The sequence below is a fragment of the Streptomyces sp. YIM S03343 genome (genome assembly GCF_054729195.1).
On the sequence record NZ_JBPUKX010000001.1, the window covers coordinates 20,654 to 38,678 of the forward strand.

Here is an 18,025-nt window from a genome sequence, read left to right on the forward strand (position 1 = left end):
ACCTCGGGAGATGCATGGTTCAACGAGCGCCAGGGTGCGGCAGCCTTGCGGATCTCGGTGGCCGCCTGCCGGGATCGGCTGCCACGATGTGGCCGGCGAAGCCGCCTGCAAACGGTGCGGCAGCCCGAGAGGTCGATCGTGCGCTGTCTTCGTCAACGTCGCGGTTTCGGTCGGGTACGGAGGTGGTTTGCGTCGGTCTTGGCATGTCGGGGTTGTCGGCTTGGGTGGCGGGATAGGGCTGGGGCAGCGGGGACTGTACCTGTGGGGGGTGAGCGCCCGCGTAGCCAACAGGGGGTTCAAGCGGTGGCTGACCTGAACTACGAGATCCTCACCGACCCGGCTCCGCTCCAGATATCCGGGACGGGATCGGGTGAGGAGTCCACGGGCGCGGTGTACATCGTCATCTCCAACGCACTCCCGAAGAAAGTGGAGTGGTATTCCATCCAGGTGGAGGTGCCTTGCGGGCCTGCGGACGGTGATCTGACGGCCGACGGGCACAAGATCACAGCCCAGATCGAGAAGCCCTATACGGTGAGGTTCGGGGGGACCCCGGTATCCACGTGGGACCCCGGAAGCGGTGTGCTGGAGGTGACCGCACCCTCACCCGTGCTCTCGAACGGCGTGTTTCCCGAGGACGACACCATGGTCCTGCGACTGGACGGCTTTCCTGTCTCCAGCAAGACGGGGCTGGTCCGGCTGGTCGTCAGGGAGGACTCGCTGACCGGCACCTATCCCGTGACGCTGAGCCTGTTGAAGCAGGCGCCGAAGGTGCCGCGCAGCTTCCGGGCGGAGAAGCCCTTGCTGGACAGGGACGCGGGCGAACAGCTCACGCTGCTGTGGGACGGACCCACCAATCTCAACTACGAGATCCGTGACCAGAAGGGCAACCCGGTCCACAAGGAGTCGGCGACGTCGGGACCGGCTGCTTACAAGCCGTTCCGCCATCAGTTCCCGTTCGCTCCCCAGCGCGGCACCACCTACACCCTGGTGGCCACACCTCATGGTGTCGCTGGTCACCAGGGGTACTTTCTCACCACCACGGTCCACGCGGTCATCCCCGAGTTCGAAAGCGGGACACGCACACAGTGGATCGAGGGGACGAAGAACAAGGGCCGCGCCTTCTTCACTGCGGACGGCGTGGACGTCCTGGACCACAGGCACGACCCCAATAACCTGGGCAGGGTGCGCGCCAAAGTCGCCGACGTGGACTCGGTGGTCACGAGGCTGGTTCAGGGGCGCAGCGACGCGGACGGCTGGATCACCTTCCCGGAGCGCGGCGTCAACGTGTACCACGGCCATAACCCCACGCCAGGCGTCATCACGGCCGCGCGGGCCGACGTGGACGGCGTCAACACCACCTGGGTGGGCAGCCGCGACGCCGGTCAGGGCTGGATCGAGTTCTCCCAGCCTGGGGCCACCGTCCACAAGGACGGCGGCCAGGACCGGGGCACCCTCAGCGCCGAAAAGATCGACGTCAACGGCCTCAACACGAAATGGGTCGGCGACCAGGACGGCGGCAACGGCTGGATCGACTTCCCGCAGTACGGCATCGAGGTCCACCAGGACGGCTCTTCCGACCAGGGGACCCTGCGCGCCGACTCGGCCGCCATCACCAACGGCGTCAACACCCCATGGGTCGGAGACCGCGCCCACGACAAGGGCTGGATCGGGTTCCCTCAGTTGGGTATCGACGTCCGCAAGGACGGAGGCCAGGCGTGGGGCACCGTCTCGGCCGACACGGCGGACCTGAACAGCGTGACCGCACAGTGGGTCGAGGGACCCAACAGTATGAAGAGCCGCCTTGCCTTCACCGACACGGGGGTGAAGATCACCGACGCCGACGGCCACAGGGGCACCATCGTGGCGGGCGAGACCAACGTTCGCAGCGTCGTCACCCCCTGGGTATCAGGGCCTATGCCCGGCGCGGGATGGATCGCCTTCCGGGTGGAGGGGGTGGACGTGATGCGGGACAGCAAGGTCTCCTTCGGCACGATCCGAGCCGCCGTGTACGAGGAGAAGAAGGGCGGGACCGGACGCGCCCTGCACCGAAGGCTGGACCCGTACGACTGGCCGCCGAAGTCGGACAAGTAGACACCTTCCACCTTCAGCAGCCTGCGCGACGATCCGGAGTGCCTGCGACGAGGAGAGCTGCTCTGTAGCTGGTGGCGGTCTTGTCATAGCGAATGGCAAGGCCGCGCCACTGCTTGAGCTTGTTCGTGCACCGCTCACGCCCTCCGCAGCGTGAGGAGGTCCCGCCGACGGATCAACACCGCCATGGGATCTGATTCCGCTCCTGGGACCGCGCTACACACAAGTTCTTGTCGCTCCCCCTCGGATATTTCTACCGAAAGAGGCGGGCTCGAGCACCATGAGATCTTGACCTGAACGGTGTGCACGCCCGGGGAGACCGCCCTCTGACAGGTTTCGCCAGGCTGTAGGTCTCCCACACGTTCGCCATCCACGTACACCTTGTAGCGGCGCAGTTGCGCGTAGCTGTCCGCCTTGTCACGGCGTACCGAAATCTCTGTCATATCGCCTGTCACCCTGGGAATGGACGTGGAAACCGTATGGTGTCGACGATCAGGCAATTCGGCTCTGTCGGCGATCTTGTGATGCTCCGTGGCTTCCTCTTGGATCAGGTTCTAGGGTCGCCACTCTGCCCGGTAGTCGGGGTGCTCGGCGTACGACTGCGCGAGCACGCGGAGGGCATAGCGAAGGCCGGCCAGGCGGGTGTCGGAGGGATCCATCGCCTCGTACTCCCGAGCCAGCATGTCGACCAGGTCGAGCATCGGCAGGTGGCTGTCGAGGAGTGCGTCACCCCCGTAGCGGTAGGCCACCTCGGCATAGGCATGGTTGTCCGCCTCGTAGCGGACGTGAAGAAACCTCAGGAGCTCGTCCACGAGACGATTCTCGGCGATCTCCAGCGGCGTTGGCGGAGGTTCCAGCTCGCCTCAAGTCCGGAGGAGGATGCGTTTGCGGAGCAGATCGAGGTTGTCCCGTCCGTAGCCCATGCGCTTGAGGAGCTTGGCTCTGGTCACCTGCCCCTCGACCTGGCCGGAGCTCCATGGCGTGGACAGGCCGGAGGTGACCGCGTCCAGGTCCCGTTTCATGCCGTTGACCAGGGAGTGCAGGGCGGGCAGGTCGTCGGCGAGGACGCGGTCCATCCATGAGGGCAGATCCTCTCCTCGCAGATTGCGCATCATGTCGGCGAATTCGCGGACGTGGCGTGCGGTGGCGTCGAGGTGGGGGCAGGCGGCAAGGATCTCTTTGAGCTCGGCCGCGTCGGTGGCGTCGAGGTGTCCGGGGTCGGTCATGATCCAGCGGACGACGCGCCGGGGTTTCGGGGCGGGCCGCAGCTCGGGAGCGGGTGCAGGCGGGTTCTTCGGCTTGGGGCTGTGCGGCTTCTTGAAGGGGCGGAAGTAGCGGCGGACGCACTGCATGTCTCCGGTGAAGCCGCGTGCGCGCAGTTCGCGGTGCAGCTGCGGGATGTCGTGGCAGCCCTCGCGCCAGCGCCTGTGCAGGTAGGGCTTGTGTTCGTCCAGGATGGATGCCCGGTTGGTGGCTTTGACCAGCAGTTCGTCGAGGCTCTGGGCGCGGGCGAAGCGCCGTACGGTCGAGTGGTCCAGCCGCAACTGGCGGCCGATCGCGGCCAGGGACCTGCCCTCGGACAGCAGCTGCTGCACCGCCGTGTACCGCTCGGTGGTGCGTGCCACCAGCCGCCTCGGGCGTCCGAGGACGTCCAGGGTGCCGTCCGGCGGAACGAACGGCTCCCCCTCCACGGGCGGCTTGGCCGTCCCGCCGGGGACCGTGGCGGGCTCCGTGACGGCCGGGGACGTCGTGAACGCCCTGCGGATGCACTGGTGATGGGCACCGACCGTCTTCTCCACCGCTTCGGCGAGGTTGCGCAGCAGGTGCCAGGCGTCCGCCACCTGCCGGGCCTGCGGAGCCCCGCTGCGGGCACCTTCGGCATAGGCGCCGGCCCGGTCACGGCAGATCACCTCGATCTCGGGATGGGCGCGCAGCCAGTCGGCCAGCGGCTCGGCGTCCCGGCCCGGCAGCACATCGAGCGGGCGCCGTCCTTCCAGGTCCACCAGGATGGTGGTGTACGAGTCGCCCTTGCGCAGTGCGAAGTCGTCGACTCCCAGGACACGCACCCTGGCCTGTGGTGCCTCCGGTAATCCGCGGAGGAGTTCGGGGAGCTTGTCCTTGGCGACGCGGATGCTCAGCACGGCCGCGAGCCGCGCACCCGGCCGACCCGCCAGACACGCGGCGATCGAGGTGAGCAGTGTGCGCAGCAGCGGCGTGTACCGGGCGTACGGGCTGGTCAGCCCGTCGATCTGCTCGGCGAATGTCACCGCCGGACATTGCGGATTGAGGCATTTGAACCGGCGCACCACGAGTTCGATCACTGCAGCCGCTCCGCCGACGGGGGCGTCAGCGAGTCGGCGCGCGTACCGGCCGTGCACACGCCACGACACCACCCCGCATCCTGGGCACCTCGCTGTCGGTATCGCGGAGTGAGCGCAGAACGTGACCGTTCCGGCCGCACGCTCGATCGACTCGACTACCACACCAGCTAAATGCGGCAGCAACCGTCCCAAAGCCCCTGAAACGCACACCTGTTAGATACCCAGGTCGGACCGGTGACGTCACAAGATCCCCGCCAGAGTCGAATAACGCGAACGTCCACAGGCCCCCGGGATCTGCGACGCCCACCCGTACTCGACCCGCGTCAGGTACGAGGCCGCGTCATAGGCGCGGGCCTGGTCCGTGGAGATCACCGAGCGGTAGTGGTTCTGCTGCTTCTCGTAGAAGTACGAGGTCTCCACCTCGTTGGCGTCCACGACCCGGTCGAGGTTCCACCGGTAGGCCTGGGTGCACGGCTCCGGGTACTGCGAGAAGCACGGCTCGCCGGAGTTGTTGCCCACCACCGGCACCGTCAGCACCGAGTGCGTGTACTTGTCCCAGTTCGCGTCCAGGTCCGTGCGCTCGGAGCGGCCCCAGCCGAAGTAGTACCGGGTGCCGTCCTGGGCGGAGATCACCCAGTACTCGTCGTCCGCGCCGTGCCCGCCGGTCAGATGCTGCACCCCCCAGCCCGGATCGTCCTGCACGTGGTACGAACCCGTGCCGGTACCGTCCTGCACCAGCTCCGAGTTCACCCCATCGAGCTGTGTTTCACCCCGACCTACGCCTCCTGGGCCAACCCGATCGAGGCGCACTTCGGACCGCTGCGGCAGTTCACCATCGCCAACTCGAACTATCCCAACCACACCGTGCAGACCCGGGCCCTGCACGCCTACCTGCGCTGGCGCAACGCCAACGCCCGCCACCGCGACGTCCTGGCCGCCGAACGTCGAGAACGCGCCCGCATCCGCAGTGAGAAACGCATCCGATGGGGCGGACGTCCTCTCAAGACCGCAGCATGAGCCAACTGACGACCCAATGAGGTCACAGCATCAGCAGTCGAGCGGGGACGAGGAAGGGACGGACAGGTGGTCCTGGTGCCTCAACGCCGCGTGTGGCGGATCTTCAACCGCCCGAACCCCATGGTCCCGGAGATCCGGATCCTCGGCCCGCCGGGGCGGGAGCGCTGCTGGGTCTTGTAGAGCGTGTCTTTCCACCCGGTGTGCAGATCCTCGACGTCGACGATCGCGTCGCGAGGCACCGTGATCTTTGCCCTGCCGGTGCCGAGTTGCAACTCGATGTCGACTACCGGATGCTCGATGACCGCCCGGGACAGGTCCAGGTGCACCCTTCCAAACGCGGACTCGACCTTGAGTATCCGCGGTACCCGCCATGCGCCGCGCCGCCGGATCCGTCCGCCGGCGGCGGCGATCGTGGACGTGGTGCCCGCATGCTCCTCCGGGAGCGAGGCCAGGACCGACACGAGCTCCCTGCGTGTCTTGGCGGTGAGTACCTGGTGGAGGAGTTCGTCCAACTCCTCGTGGGAGATGTGGCCTTCGGCGTACGCCTCCTGTAGGCGCTGCACGGCCCCGTCGCGAGCGTCTTCGCTGATCAGCGACGGCGGGTCTTCCGGCAGAGACGTCACCGTCTCACTCTAATGCCATGCCGACGATGCGAACACGCCAAGGTCCGTATCGGGCAAGGCAATTGATGGGAAGACCAACCGCTCGTCATCATGGCCTGCGGCGCCCAACCCGGCGGACCTATGCGGTCACAGCACTAGCCAACTGAGACACTCAGGCGAGGCGGAGGATTTCTCAGACGATCGCGTGGGTGATCCACGGCCGGCTCGAAGTGCTAGTGCTCGATTCCGCTTTCGGTGGGTATAGCTGCTGGTAGCGGGGTGGTTTCGGGTGCTCGGGGGCGGGTGCTGGGTCATGGTGCTGAGGGCACGGCCGGGCCGTGACGAGGGCGAGCAAGCGGTGGTCCACCGCCTGGCGGCTGCCAGGAAGGCGCCGACGGTTCTGGTGGAGCGGTGCCGGATGGTCGAGCTGAGCTGGGACGGCTGGCTGGTCCCGCAGATAGCTGACGAGGTGAGGTGCAGTCAGAAGACGGTGCGCCGCTGGCTGCACCGCTTCAACCGCTCGGGGCTTGAGGGCCTGGAGGATCTGGGCGGGCAGGGCCGCAAGCGAAGGATCACCGAGGCCGAACGCTCCCGGATCATCGCGATGGTCAAGCAGACCCCGCCCGGTCGGCTGGAGGTGCAGCCCTCGAACGAGATGTGGGCCGCGGACGAGTCGGGGCCCTCGGCGTGGACCTTGGACACACTGGCTGCCGCGACCCGGGACCTGGGCATCGAGGTCAGCCGCTCCCAGGTGCGCCGGATCCTGCTGGCCGAGGGCGTGCGCTGGCGGCGCACGCGCTCGTGGACACGCTCGAGAGATGCGGACTTCGAGGGAAAAGGACGCGGATCGTCGAGCTCTACACCAGCCCGCCCGCCGGCGCGACGGTCGTCTGTGCCGACGAGCTCGGCCCGGTGATCCCCCGCACCTTCCCGCCGGCACCGGGCTGGTCACCGGACGGGCATCGCATCAAGAACGAGATCGACTACTCCCGCGGACCGGAGAAGACCTGGGTCTACGGCGGCTTACGGGTCCGCGACGGCCAGGAGCTCACGATGACCGCCACCTCCCGCAACAGCGCCTTCTACCAGCAGTTCCTTCAGCTGGTCGAGGACGCCAACCCCGTCGGGGACATCTATGTGATCACCGACAATCTGTCCTCGCACAACAGCGTGCCCACCCGGACCTGGCTCGAGGACCATCCCCGCATCAGGCACGTGTTCATCCCGGTCGGCGCCTGCTGGCTCAACCTCCAAGAGGGCTGGTGGCGCATCTTCCGCAAGACCGCCCTGGCCGGACGCTCCTTCGGCGACCGCAACCACATCACCCATGCCACCGAAGTGGCCACAACCCAGCTCAACGCCCGCGCCCGACCCTGGATCTGGGGCAGACCCGCACCGCCCACCCGGCGTTTACGCCGCCGCTATGTGTACTTCCTTTGAGGAACGCAGCACTAGTAGTGCTTGGTCAGGTTGGTATCGCCGTGGGTATGTCGCGGTGGCAGGTGGGGCAGGCGCCGGTCCAGAGGGCGAGGAGTGTCTGCAGCTCGCGGACGACTTGGTAGAGGCTCAGGCCGGCGCCGTGTCTTTTGGGGATCGGTTCAGCCGCTGCAGGGTGCAGAAGGCGTGCGCGACGGAGACGAGGGTGACGTGGTGGTGCCAGCCGTTCCAGGTCCGGCCCTCGAAGTGGGCCAGGCCCAGGGCCTGCTTCATCTCGCGGTAGTCGTGCTCGATGCGCCAGCGCAGTTTGGCGAGCCGGACCAGCGTGGTGAGCGGGGTGTCGGCGGGCAGGTCGGACAGCCAGAACTGCACCGGCTCCGGTTCGGTGGCGGGCCATTCGGCCAGCAGCCAGGACTCGGGCAGTTCCGGGCCGTCGGTGGCCTGCCGGATCTCGCGCCCGGCAGGCCGGATCCGCAGGGCCACGAAACGGGAGTACATGCGCCTGCGGCCGGAGCGGCCGGTGCCGGGACGGGATCCCTCCCGCCACTGCACCGGCCGTGCGGCCTTCCGGCCCGCGGCGAGGACCAGCTCTTTCACCGACCGGGCCGGGTCGGGGTACTTCGCAACCGGCGGGCGTCCGTGCCCCGAGTACGGCTCGCACACCGGGACCGCGTCGTCGGGTTGCGCCGACATGGTGGTGGAGATCCCCACCACGTAGCGAAGACCCCGGGCCTGCAGGCCGAGCCGGAAGGCCGCGGCGTCGCCGTATCCAGCGTCCGCGACGGCCAGCGGCACCTCGATCCCCCAGGAGCGGACCTCGTCGAGCATGTCCAGGGCCAGCTGCCACTTCTCCACGTGCCCGACGTCCGGCGGGATGCCGCAGGCGGTGCGGCGGGCGATCTTGCACGGGTCGGCCTTCGGTGAGGCCGGGTCCCAGGTCTCGGGCAGGAACAGCCGCCAGTCGACCGCAGCCGAGGCATGGTCGGAGGCGAGGTGGAGCGAGACGCCCACCTGGCAGTTGGTGACCTTGCCCGCAGTGCCGGTGTACTGCCGCGACACACACGCCGAGGCACTCCCGTCCTTCAGGAACCCGGTGTCGTCGAAGACCAGGGCCCTGGGCTTGATCGCCGCCTCCATCCGCCAGGCGAGCCGGGCCCGGACGTGAGCCGGGTTCCAGGGGCTGGTGGTGATGAAGTTGGCGAGAGCCTGACGGTTGCCGTCAGCCCCGAGCCGGGCGGCCATCGGCTCGATGGACTTGCGTTTGCCGTCGGTCAGCAGTCCCCGAAGGTAGACCTGCCCCCACCGGCGCTGGTCCTTGCGCGCGAACGGCTCGAACACCTCCTCCGCGAACGCCTCCAGCTCACCACGCACCACAGCAATCTCGTCCGGAGTCACACCCCCTCAACACCACACCGGACCCGAAGGACACGCACCAGCCCCATCAACCTGACCAAGCACTACTAGGTCCTGTCTGGAGTTCGGATCACGACTGCGGTGCGATGCTGCGGAGCCAGAGCATCGCACCGCACAGATGCAGTCCGGCCTCGTAGCTCTCCGGGGTCTTGTCGAAGCGGAACGCGATGCCTCGCCAGTTCCGCAGCCGGTTGATGCACCGCTCCACGGTGTTGCGCTCGATGTACAAGGCCGCGTCGTGGCTGACCGGGCGACCGCCCTTCGAACCGCGCTTCTTCCGGTTGGCGGCCTGGTCCACCTTCTCCGGGATCACCGCCCGGATTCCACGACGCCGCAGGTAGCGGCGGTTACGGCGGCTGGAGTAAGCCTTGTCCGCGGCCACTGCGTCCGGTCGGGTCCGGGGACGCCCGACCGGCCCGCGCACCTTCACCCGCTCCAGGACCGGGACGAACTGCGGGCTGTCGCCGGCCTGTCCGGGGGTGAGCACAAACGCCAGCGGACGGCAGCGCCGGTCGGCCGCCAGGTGAATCTTGCTGGTCAGCCCTCCCCGGGAACGCCCCAGTTGTGCGGCCTTCAGACGGGCCCGGTGCCGTCGGCGGGCCCGTCGCCGCTCAGCGCCCGCGTCGTCCTCGCACTGTCCGTCCTGCGGCTGTTGTCCCTCCACGGCGCCCCCTTTTCGGACTCGGCGGCCGCTTCCAGGGCCGCCAACTGCTCGGGTTCCAGTGCCATCCCGGCGGCGTGGTGGTGCGCCCGTGCTGTCGCCGAGTCCACGCTGACCAGGCCCAGGTCCGCCTGGCCCCGGTCAGCGGCCTCGGCGATCACCGCCTCCATCAGGTGCTGGAAGACGCCCTGCGTCGCCCAGATCCGGAAGCGGTCGTACGCGCTCTGCCAGGGCCCGAACTCGCTGGGCAGGTCGCGCCAGGGACTGCCCGTGCGGAACCGCCACATCACCGCGTTGAAGTGTTTCCGCAGGTCGGGGATGGGCCCGACTGCGGCGATCGGAAGGTGGGGCTCGATCAGGGCCCACTGCTCGTCGGTGAGATCGCCTCGCGCCATGGCCGATGGCCTATCAAGGAGGGACCCCATGACGCAGGCGATCTACCGAACTCGTGATCCGGACTCCAGACAGGACCTAGGAGTTCATTTCAAGCTGTGCGGTCAGGGGTTGCGGGGCCGAGCCCGGCCACCGTGAGCGGAACCCTGGCGGGCGGGCTCCCGTTGGAGCCGATCCGCGAGTCGGCGGGCTTCCTGGCCCACGGCTCGCGGAGTTGCGCCCGCCACCGCTGCCGGACCGGCCGCCGGGCCGGTGCTCTCCTGCACGGCGGCCAAAGCCGCGTAATGCCCGCCCGGGTCAGAGACGGCGCACGGTGCGCACGCTGAGGGCGTACGTCCCGTCGCCGTCGAGCAACGAGGCACCCGAAAGGTCGCCCATCGTGGGGCCGTTGCAGCTCTTGCGGCTGGAGACGAACCGGCGCCGGCCCTCGGCGTCAAGGCCGAGGTAGATGCCGACGTGGTCCACGGCGTACTTCTCGACCGGCTCGTCCGGGCCGCTCGGCTCGTTCGCGTCGAAGAGGAGCAGGTCCCCCGGCTGGAGCGCGGTCTCCGCTGGAAGGGCCCTGTTGTCGTCCGGCTTGGTCGCGACCTGCACTCCGGGGGCGTGGTCGACCATGGCACCCGATGTGCGGGGCAGCGCCTGCCTATCCGGGTCCACGCCGTAGTACAGCGGAAGGCCCATGTGGTAGCCGTAGACCATCCGCACGTAGCCGGAGCAGTCGAGGTTCCCGGCCTGCCCCGACTCCGGCGGCCTCGGCTGCGTCAGGTCGGGGAAGGGCCAGGGCCGATCCATGTAGTCGTGGAAGTCCGCGCCAACCGGGCGCAGGCCCTGCGCGTCGGTTTTGCCGTATCCGGCCTCGCCGAGCACCCGCGCGCCGACCGGTTCCTGCCGGCCGCTCGCCACCTGCGGCGCTCCCGGCAGGAACATGGCCGCGTACGCGAGGACGTCCGGGGCGAGCGAGCCGGACCAGCCGCGTACGACGTCCTCCACTGCGGGGGTCCAGGTGCCGTCGTAGGGTGCGTCGAGGAGGCGGACCCAACGGGAGTGGGTGACGGTCGGGGGCTTCTCCCAGGCGGCCTCCGTGACCTCGACGCGGCTCACGCTCAGCGTGACCGTGCTCGTGCAGCCGTCCGAGGCCATGCCGCGCACGCCGACCGCGCCCTTGGCGTAACGGGAATCGCTGTCCGTGAACTCCATCGTCCACCCGGACGGCTCGGCGGCCGCCGTGCGCCAGGCCTTGATCTGGACGTGGGCGCCTTCGCGGCGGACTCGGATCGTCCAGTCGGTGTTGGCGGGTACGCCGGTGGCGAGCGAGATAGGGGTAACCCCCGCGGGGGTGCTGGCGTTCGCGCCGATGAGCTTCTCGGCGCGGAGCTGGACCTCGCCCTGGGTGGTGAAGGACAGGCGCGCCCGGTAATGGGTGCTGCTCTCCGCTCCGTTGCTGCGGTAGGCGAAGACCAACGCGAAGGAGCAGGCGTTGCCCGCGGGGACCTTGTCGAACCGGGCGGTGCACCGGACGTCGACGTCGGTGATCTCCTCATCGCGCAGGAGCGCGTACCGGCCGGTGGTCGTGTCGCTGATTTCCGCACGGGCGGCGCCGCGCTGCTGGAGGTTGAACTGCACGTACACGGGATCCTCGCCGGGGCCCGGTACTTCTGTTCCGCCGAACACCGACCAGCGCCCGCCGGCCGGGGAGTTCCCCCAGCTGCCCTCGCCGGCCAGGGTGCGGTCGAAGAGATCCTCGAACGGCCGCTTGTTCTCCGTGAACGTCCGCTCGGGTCCGGTCATCAGCACCGTCCGAGAGCCCGTGGTCAGCACGGCCAGCGTCTGGCCGCCGCTGCGGATCTCGGTCCGCGCGGGGGTCCCGGGCAGAACGGTCGCGGTCAGGGCGCCTACGGAGGCCCGGGTGAGGGCGGCTATGTCGTGCGGGGGGCCGGTGAGAGCGACCGAGGAGCGGGGGCCGGTCATGGCGGAGGACGCCAGGGCGGTGGTCATGGGGGCGGCCGGGGCCGCGGGCGCCGCGGCGGCCGGAGAGGCGGTTAAGCCCGCGAGCGGGGCGGCGGCCGAGGCCGTGAAGGCGGCGAGCAGGGTACGGCGGGAAGTGTTGATCACAGGCCGCATTATCGTCCGGGGCGGCAGCCCGATCATGGTCGCGGACCCGCTTCCCGGCCGGCCGGCCGAGCCGTGGTGGCCGCACACCGCGCGGCCACTGGAGGAGACGCTGGGGCGGCTGACAGCGCCGCCGTTTCTCCCGGCGGTCAACGGCACCCGAGCCGATCGTCGACGCGGGGTGACCGAAAGACACCAAAGACAAGGCCAGCTCCTCCAAGACCAGTAAGAAGACGACCGGGAAGAAGCCTGCCGCGTAGAAGCGCGCCACCAGCTCATCCGGAACCCCACGTTCCCGGTCGCTTCGGTCGCTGACCAAGGCAGAACCGTACGAGAAGGCGAACAAGGCCGGCATCCGCGGCCGCTCCAGCATGAGCCACGACCAACTCGCCGATGCTCTCGCAAGCGACAGCAGCTGACCGCCGACCGGGTCACCTGTGCCAGCCCCTGGAAGGCTGCCGGCAAGACGGTCTTTGGAGGAGATACGCCCTTCGGGCGTATCTCCTCCAAAGACCAAGGACCTGTTGTTGGGGCACACCCCTCGGCTAGTGAATACGCAGAGTGATGACCGAGAAGGGGGACGCTTCTCTTACCCGCTGCCATCTATGCCGGTTTCGGACTGACCGGCACATGGAGGGCGGCGGCGGATGACGAGGGATGGCTGTTCGCCCCCGTCCACCGGTTGCGGTCATGTTCTAATCGCCGGATGACGAAGATCGAATCAGGGCTGATACGACGTTGGCTGAACGGCTGGACCGTGGCTCGCTCCCTGCCCGAGGCCGAGCCGGTCGAGTCCGCTGGGGACGGCCTGCGGTCCACGTGCGACCAACCCGGCCGTGAGGTCGAGGTGTTCGCGCTGCGTGCGGATGAGAAGCCCGAGTCCTTGGCAAGGCTGGCGGCAGCCGTCGCCGGCGCGAGTCAGACCACCTGGCTCACGGTACCTACGCTGCGCCCGGGCACCGTCGAAGCCGTCGTCAGCGCCGCCGGACTGGAGTTGCTCCACCGGTCCGAGTGGTTCATGACGACCGATCTGACCGAGCACCCGCAGCACGCGCCCACCGCGCCGTACGAGCGCGAGGTCCGCGCAGAGGGACCAGTCACGGTCGTCTCCCTCCATGACCCCTCCGGAGAGGTGGCGGCGCGCGGCGCCATCGCCGTGGTCGGCGCCGACGCGATCGCCGATCGCATCGAGACGGACCCGGCGCACCGCCGACGCGGCCTGGGCCGCGCCATGATGAGCGCTCTGGCGGAAGCCGCCGTGGCCCAGGGCGCCCGTACCGGTCTTCTCATCGCCAGTGCGGAAGGCCAGCGCCTCTACTCCTCCCTCGGCTGGCACCACGAAGCCGACGTCCTGATCGCCCGGGGGCCGGTGGTTCCCTCCAACAGTTAGGACTGGCTCACGCCGACCGATCCACCATTACGCACGGCGTACTCCTGTGGATCCCGCCGAGCGAAGATACCCGGATTTGCTGTAATTGCTCGTTCTGGCCTTATTTCGGTTGGCCGCCAATCTCGGCCGCCCCCCTGTCAGAGACCACCCACAGGAAGGCGAAGCGCGCGCTGTCATACGGGCCGGGCGGGATGTGGAGGTGGCGGTGTCGTAGTCGCCGAAGCGCAGCACGTTGTCCCTGCGGTGCGGGCTGAGCGCGGCGATGTCGTCGGGGTTCACCTCCCCGGCCTTGGGCGGCCATCTGGCACAGTGTGTCGGTCATGTCGACGGTGGTGGAGAAGATGATGCTGTTGGCCATCAGGTCGAGGAACTTGACGGCCTTCTCCTGGAGTTCGGAATCGCGGGAGCGCAGGTAGCCGTCCCCGCCGAAGTGCAGCCATTTCGTGTACTGCGCGTGCTCGACCGCACCGCCACCCGCCACCTGTTCACCATCTGCCCCCGCACAACGCCCTGAAGGACCAAGTGCGCCCCCGCCGCAAGACGTTGGCGCATCAACCCACACCGCCGACCACACGCGCCCTCACCAGCGCCACCGGCGGATCTACCCGGACCGCATCGGACACCACCAGGACGACGCCCGGCGGATCACTGGCCCCATCTACCCCGGCGTGTCCGCACCCACTTGATCCGCATGCTGTCGCGCCATGGCCCATCGAACCGACCCCGCTCGGCGACGCCATCGCCTGCTGCCGCCCTCTCCCCGGCGGTGCGCGAGCACGTCGAGGGCGGCGACCGGCTCGCCGACACGGAGATCGCGGACCACACCCGCGTCGAGGAACTGCTCAAGCAAATGGAGTGGACGGACGCCGACGATTCCCGGATGCGCCCGCTCGACGGCCACCTGCTGAGCCTGGAGGCACAACCGATCCAGGGTGGGGTGACAGCGCATGACCGACATGGAGGCGAGACGTACGCACGCCCCCAGAGCCCCTGCCGTGGTTGAGGGCGACAGCCCCGCCGGTGTCGCTCGCGCTCCGTGACGTCGCCCGCGCCTTCGTCGAAGGCGCGGATCCCGCCTCCGGCCTCCGAGACGGCGGAAACCCTCGCTCTCGTGGTTTCCGAACTCGCCACCAACGCCCTGCGCCACGGCGGCGGCCGCTACACCCTCCAACTGGGCGCCACCGCCGACGCGGTGCACGTCGCCGTCACCGAACTCAACCCGTCACCCCCGCGGGAACGCGCCTCCGACCTCAACGGTGGCCGCGGCGGGTTCGGATGGCCCATGGTCCGCCACCTCACCAGCGAGGCGACCATTCACTCCCGGTCCCGGGCGGGGCAAGACCATCCATGCCCGCCTGCCACGCTGACAGCGCCGCCAAGGGGCAACCCTGGCTGACTGAAGTTGATCTCATGAAGAGCGGCAGGCTCCGGCCGGTCGGCCGGAGCCTGCCGCGTGAGTTCCGACGTCGCACACGGAGCTCTACATCGGTCAGTCGGGGGCGGCATCTGTGGCTCTGGCGGAGTCCGCAAGGGCGTCGAGTCGGGCGGCGAGGCCGGGGTGGGTGGTGGTCAGGTGGGGGCGGGTGGCACCCAGGGGGCGGATGAGGGCGGCGGGGTCGTCGTCGGCGAGGGCCGCGTGGAGTTGCCTGAGCGGGGAACGCGCGGCGGCCGGAAGGTCGGTGAGGGCGGTGATCTGGCCGGCGATGCGGCGCAGGTCGGCTGCGTTGCGGCGGGCCCATGTGGCGGCACTGCGTTCGGCGGCGCGGTGTTCGCGGGTGGCCTGGACGCGTTGTTCGCCGGTGGTGCCGACGGGTCCGGGCCGACCCCGCAGGTAGCGGCGTTCGGCGGCCTGGCGGCTGGCGACGCCGAGGGGGTGGGCGAGGTCGGCCCAGCTGGCGCCTGCGTGGCGGGCGGTTTCGATCAGGCCGGTCTCCCATCCGGCGAGCTGCTCGCGCACCTGTCGCAGCAGCAGCAGGGAGGCCAGGGCCTGCTCAGGGCCGGCGTCGGGGACATCGGGGGAGCCGGGGGCTTCGTGCCGGGCGGCGCGCAGGGCGTCGTCTATGGCGTGCAGGGCCGCCGCGGCGGCGAGAAAGGATGCCGGGCTCTGAGCGCCGGCGCTGGAAGGGGTCGGCTGGTCGGGTGCTGTCACGGGCACCTCCCTCGGGCTGTCATCTTTCCGACGACGCTCTTGTTTGTCATCCATTGGATGACATGTTACAACGGTTTCAGTGAGGCGCATTGGCAGCAACTGCCCGAATCTTCTGGAGGTGTTTTCGATGTTGATGCGCACCGACCCCTTCCGTGAGCTCGACCGGCTGGCCCAGCAGCTGATGGGCCCGGGCACCTGGTCGCGGCCGTCCGCGATGGCGATGGACGCCTACCGCGAGGGTCACGAGTACGTGGTGGCCTTCGACCTCCCCGGTGTCAGCGCGGACGCGATCGACATCGACGTCGAACGCAACATGCTGACCGTCAAGGCTGAACGCCGGCCCGTGGCCAAGGGCGACGACGTGCAGATGGAACTCTCCGAGCGGCCGCTGGGCGTCTTCTCCCGCCAGATCGTGCTCGCGGACACGCTGGACACCGAGCAGATCAAGGCCGACTACGACGCCGGGGTGCTCACCCTGCGCATCCCGATCGCCGAGCGCGCCAAGCCCCGCAAGATCTCCATCGGCTCGGGATCTGACCGCAAGGAGATCTCCGGCTGAGCCGGACGATGCGGGCCGAACGGCGGCGGAGGACGGGAACCTGATCTCCCCCTCACCCCGTCCTCCGCACCCGACGGGACGGACTCGAAGAAGGGCGGCGATGGACGTGACCCTGCGACGGGAAGCGTTCCTGGAACATGTGAGGGAACGCGGCGAGTACGACAGCCTGCCAGAAGCAGAACGCGCGGCCCGCGTGGTGCTCGCCCTGCTCGGCGCACACCTGGCCGGCGAGGTACGCGCCGAGCTGGCGGCGCGCCTGCCGGAAGACTTCGCCCTGATCCTCCTCAACGCCACGCCGCAGCGGTGCGGGACCCGGCGATCCGCGTGCCCGATGGCGGCAGAACATCATTGTCCGCCCGGTAACGGTTTACACGGAACATTTCTGGCAAATCGGATCAGGTGATCGTCGTCGGAGTGATCGAGGCCTGCGGGGCTTGTGCCGCCAGGGACCCCGGGCGGGTAAGGAGAGCGTCATGACCGGTCACGGGCAGCCGGACCCGGCGCAGGTGCTGCGTCGGGCGCGCGACCAGTTCGCCGAGCTCACCGGCCTGGCGGCCGAGGCCGTCTCATCCTTCGAAGCGGAGGACGGCTGGTCCCTGGAGCTCGAGGTCCTCGAACTCGCCCAGTTCCCGACACGATGAGCCTGATGGCGAGCTATCGCATCGACGTCGATCCCGAGGGCCGTCTCACCGGCTACCGCCCCGCCCGCAGTTACGAACGCGGGCGGGCCGACAGCGACCGGTCCGGTCGATAGATCGCTGTCCGGGCAGTCTGCCGACGCAAACAGGCAAGGAGGTCCCGTCGTCATGACCGTTGTTCCAGCACAGCAGCCCGGCGGAGCCAGCAGCGGCAGCCTCTACGACGTGCTCGAAACTCGTCCTCGACCGAGGACTCGTGATCGACGCGTTCATCAGGTCTCCCCGGTCGGCATCGAAATCCTCAAGATCGACGTGCGGGTCGTCGTGGGCGTCCCAGGCCCTGTCCCGGCCCTGGGGCGGAGTCTCGCCGGGGGCGGGCACGTACGGCGGATTGGTGACCACCAGGTCGTAACGACGGCCGGGCACGGTGGACGTTAGGTCACCGTGGCGGACGCGCACGGTCCGCCGTTCAGCAGGGTGTTGCACCAAGCGTGCACGGCAGCCGGGTTCCCCGCTTTCGCAGCCTGACACGCGCATCGCAGCCGGGTCGCGTGCGCCCGGTCCGGGATTCCGAGGGGGCGGGGGCTTCGCCGCTCTCTGTGGGGTACCCGGTTGCCGGAAGCAGCCGAATGAGGAGGCACTCATGAGTACAGTCACGGAAGCCGTCGAGGTCGAGGTTCCGCTCCGGGTCGCGTATGGGCAGTGGACGCAGTTCGAGGAGTTCCCCCACTTCATGGAAGGCGTCGAGGAAGTCACGCAGCTCGACGACCGGCACAACCACTGGACCACCAGCATCGGCGGGGTACGGCGCGAGTTCGACACGGAGATCGTCGACCAGATGCCGGACACCCGCATCACCTGGCGGTCGACAGCCGGGGACACCCAACAACGCGGATCGGTCCGCTTCGAGCCGATCGACGACACCCATACGCGCGTGGAACTGACGATGGACCTCGAACCCACCGGCATGGTGGAGAAGGGCGCGGACGCCCTCGGCATGATCGACCGCCGGGTGAAGGGCGACCTGCGCCGCTTCAAGGACTACGTCGAAGGCACCGGCGGCGAGGAAGGCGGCTGGCGCGGCCGCATCCGGCCTGTGGACCCTGGCTCACACGGCTGAGCACATGTCCATGGACGTCTCTGACACGGGCAGGTCGATCGGCCGCCTCGGAGCAGTCGGCCTCCTGAACAGCAAGTGAGGCATCCGATGTCCAACCCCCCAGTAGCCCGAGCAGCGGCGCCACAAGA

General features: G+C 68.9%; 16 protein-coding genes and 5 pseudogenes. 12 read left to right on the plus strand and 9 right to left on the minus strand.

What is annotated here, in order from left to right:
* The first annotated feature begins 303 nt into the window (after positions 1-303).
* A complete protein-coding gene (locus ACSYGN_RS00080; RefSeq protein WP_460390542.1) occupies positions 304-2,091 on the plus strand; it encodes a hypothetical protein in 1,788 nt (595 codons plus the stop codon).
* A gap of 551 nt (positions 2,092-2,642) precedes the next feature.
* On the opposite strand, the gene ACSYGN_RS00085 is transcribed toward ACSYGN_RS00080, so the two are convergent.
* Genes ACSYGN_RS00085 through ACSYGN_RS00095 form a run of 3 tightly spaced genes read right to left on the minus strand, consistent with a single transcriptional unit; the run spans position 2,643 to position 5,111 of the window.
* Positions 2,643-2,900, minus strand: coding sequence for a DUF6221 family protein (locus ACSYGN_RS00085; RefSeq protein WP_460390544.1), 258 nt, complete (start codon positions 2,898-2,900; stop codon positions 2,643-2,645).
* 51 nt (positions 2,901-2,951) lie between these two features.
* Positions 2,952-4,619 carry an ISL3 family transposase gene (locus ACSYGN_RS00090; protein ID WP_460390546.1) on the minus strand — a complete coding sequence of 556 codons (1,668 nt, stop codon included), beginning with the start codon at positions 4,617-4,619 and terminating at the stop codon, positions 2,952-2,954.
* A 30-nt stretch (positions 4,620-4,649) separates the two neighbouring features.
* Positions 4,650-5,111 (minus strand): hypothetical protein, encoded by a 462-nt coding sequence (locus ACSYGN_RS00095; RefSeq protein ID WP_460390548.1) that lies wholly within the window; start codon positions 5,109-5,111, stop codon positions 4,650-4,652.
* 51 nt (positions 5,112-5,162) lie between these two features.
* Between ACSYGN_RS00095 and ACSYGN_RS00100 the strand changes: the two are divergent.
* Positions 5,163-5,426: pseudogene (locus ACSYGN_RS00100) on the plus strand (IS630 family transposase); the annotation flags it as partial.
* Positions 5,427-5,506: 80 nt separating this feature from the next.
* Here the strand turns inward: ACSYGN_RS00100 and ACSYGN_RS00105 are convergent.
* Complete coding sequence (locus ACSYGN_RS00105) at positions 5,507-6,049, minus strand: DUF1707 SHOCT-like domain-containing protein (RefSeq protein ID WP_460390550.1); 543 nt, start codon at positions 6,047-6,049, stop codon at positions 5,507-5,509.
* A gap of 292 nt (positions 6,050-6,341) precedes the next feature.
* On the opposite strand from ACSYGN_RS00105, the gene ACSYGN_RS00110 reads away from it, so the two are divergent.
* Positions 6,342-6,944 carry a helix-turn-helix domain-containing protein gene (locus ACSYGN_RS00110; RefSeq protein WP_460390552.1) on the plus strand — a complete coding sequence of 201 codons (603 nt, stop codon included), beginning with the start codon at positions 6,342-6,344 and terminating at the stop codon, positions 6,942-6,944.
* On the plus strand, positions 6,941-7,468 hold the full coding sequence (locus tag ACSYGN_RS00115; protein ID WP_460390554.1) for a transposase: 528 nt from the start codon (positions 6,941-6,943) through the stop codon (positions 7,466-7,468). The genes ACSYGN_RS00110 and ACSYGN_RS00115 overlap by 4 nt, the downstream gene beginning before the upstream one ends.
* A gap of 126 nt (positions 7,469-7,594) precedes the next feature.
* Here the strand turns inward: ACSYGN_RS00115 and ACSYGN_RS00120 are convergent, their stop codons facing one another.
* The 3 genes and pseudogenes from ACSYGN_RS00120 to ACSYGN_RS00130 form a co-directional block, all read right to left on the minus strand.
* Positions 7,595-8,860 (minus strand): IS701 family transposase, encoded by a 1,266-nt coding sequence (locus tag ACSYGN_RS00120; protein ID WP_460390556.1) that lies wholly within the window; start codon positions 8,858-8,860, stop codon positions 7,595-7,597.
* Positions 8,861-8,948: 88 nt separating this feature from the next.
* Positions 8,949-9,934, minus strand: a pseudogene (locus tag ACSYGN_RS00125) (IS5 family transposase).
* A gap of 295 nt (positions 9,935-10,229) precedes the next feature.
* On the minus strand, positions 10,230-12,044 hold the full coding sequence (locus tag ACSYGN_RS00130; RefSeq protein ID WP_460390558.1) for a hypothetical protein: 1,815 nt from the start codon (positions 12,042-12,044) through the stop codon (positions 10,230-10,232).
* Between the two features lie 703 nt (positions 12,045-12,747).
* Here ACSYGN_RS00130 and ACSYGN_RS00135 point away from each other — a divergent pair.
* Entirely contained in the window at positions 12,748-13,431 is a 684-nt protein-coding gene (locus ACSYGN_RS00135) for a GNAT family N-acetyltransferase (protein WP_460390560.1), read from the plus strand.
* 100 nt (positions 13,432-13,531) lie between these two features.
* Here ACSYGN_RS00135 and ACSYGN_RS00140 read toward each other — a convergent pair whose 3' ends face one another.
* Positions 13,532-13,912: a Tn3 family transposase gene (locus ACSYGN_RS00140; protein WP_460390562.1), complete on the minus strand. Its 381-nt coding sequence runs from the start codon at positions 13,910-13,912 to the stop codon at positions 13,532-13,534.
* A gap of 285 nt (positions 13,913-14,197) precedes the next feature.
* On the opposite strand from ACSYGN_RS00140, the gene ACSYGN_RS00145 reads away from it, so the two are divergent.
* Entirely contained in the window at positions 14,198-14,434 is a 237-nt protein-coding gene (locus ACSYGN_RS00145) for a hypothetical protein (RefSeq protein ID WP_460390564.1), read from the plus strand.
* 108 nt (positions 14,435-14,542) lie between these two features.
* Complete coding sequence (locus ACSYGN_RS00150) at positions 14,543-14,827, plus strand: ATP-binding protein (RefSeq protein ID WP_460390566.1); 285 nt, start codon at positions 14,543-14,545, stop codon at positions 14,825-14,827.
* A gap of 93 nt (positions 14,828-14,920) precedes the next feature.
* On the opposite strand, the gene ACSYGN_RS00155 is transcribed toward ACSYGN_RS00150, so the two are convergent.
* Complete coding sequence (locus ACSYGN_RS00155; RefSeq protein WP_460390568.1) at positions 14,921-15,580, minus strand: type III effector protein; 660 nt, start codon at positions 15,578-15,580, stop codon at positions 14,921-14,923.
* Positions 15,581-15,707: 127 nt separating this feature from the next.
* Between ACSYGN_RS00155 and ACSYGN_RS00160 the strand changes: the two genes are divergently transcribed.
* The 5 genes and pseudogenes from ACSYGN_RS00160 to ACSYGN_RS00180 all read left to right on the plus strand — a co-directional run bounded on the left by ACSYGN_RS00160 (position 15,708) and on the right by ACSYGN_RS00180 (position 17,897).
* Positions 15,708-16,139: an Hsp20/alpha crystallin family protein gene (locus ACSYGN_RS00160; protein ID WP_263213524.1), complete on the plus strand. Its 432-nt coding sequence runs from the start codon at positions 15,708-15,710 to the stop codon at positions 16,137-16,139.
* A 106-nt stretch (positions 16,140-16,245) separates the two neighbouring features.
* Positions 16,246-16,428 (plus strand): annotated as a pseudogene (locus tag ACSYGN_RS00165) (DUF2267 domain-containing protein); the annotation flags it as partial.
* Between the two features lie 184 nt (positions 16,429-16,612).
* Positions 16,613-16,893, plus strand: a pseudogene (gene gvpO, locus ACSYGN_RS00170) (gas vesicle protein GvpO).
* Between the two features lie 52 nt (positions 16,894-16,945).
* A pseudogene (gene gvpJ, locus ACSYGN_RS00175) lies at positions 16,946-17,104 on the plus strand (gas vesicle protein GvpJ); the annotation flags it as partial.
* Between the two features lie 316 nt (positions 17,105-17,420).
* Positions 17,421-17,897 carry an SRPBCC family protein gene (locus tag ACSYGN_RS00180; RefSeq protein WP_460390570.1) on the plus strand — a complete coding sequence of 159 codons (477 nt, stop codon included), beginning with the start codon at positions 17,421-17,423 and terminating at the stop codon, positions 17,895-17,897.
* The last annotated feature ends 128 nt before the right edge of the window (positions 17,898-18,025 follow it).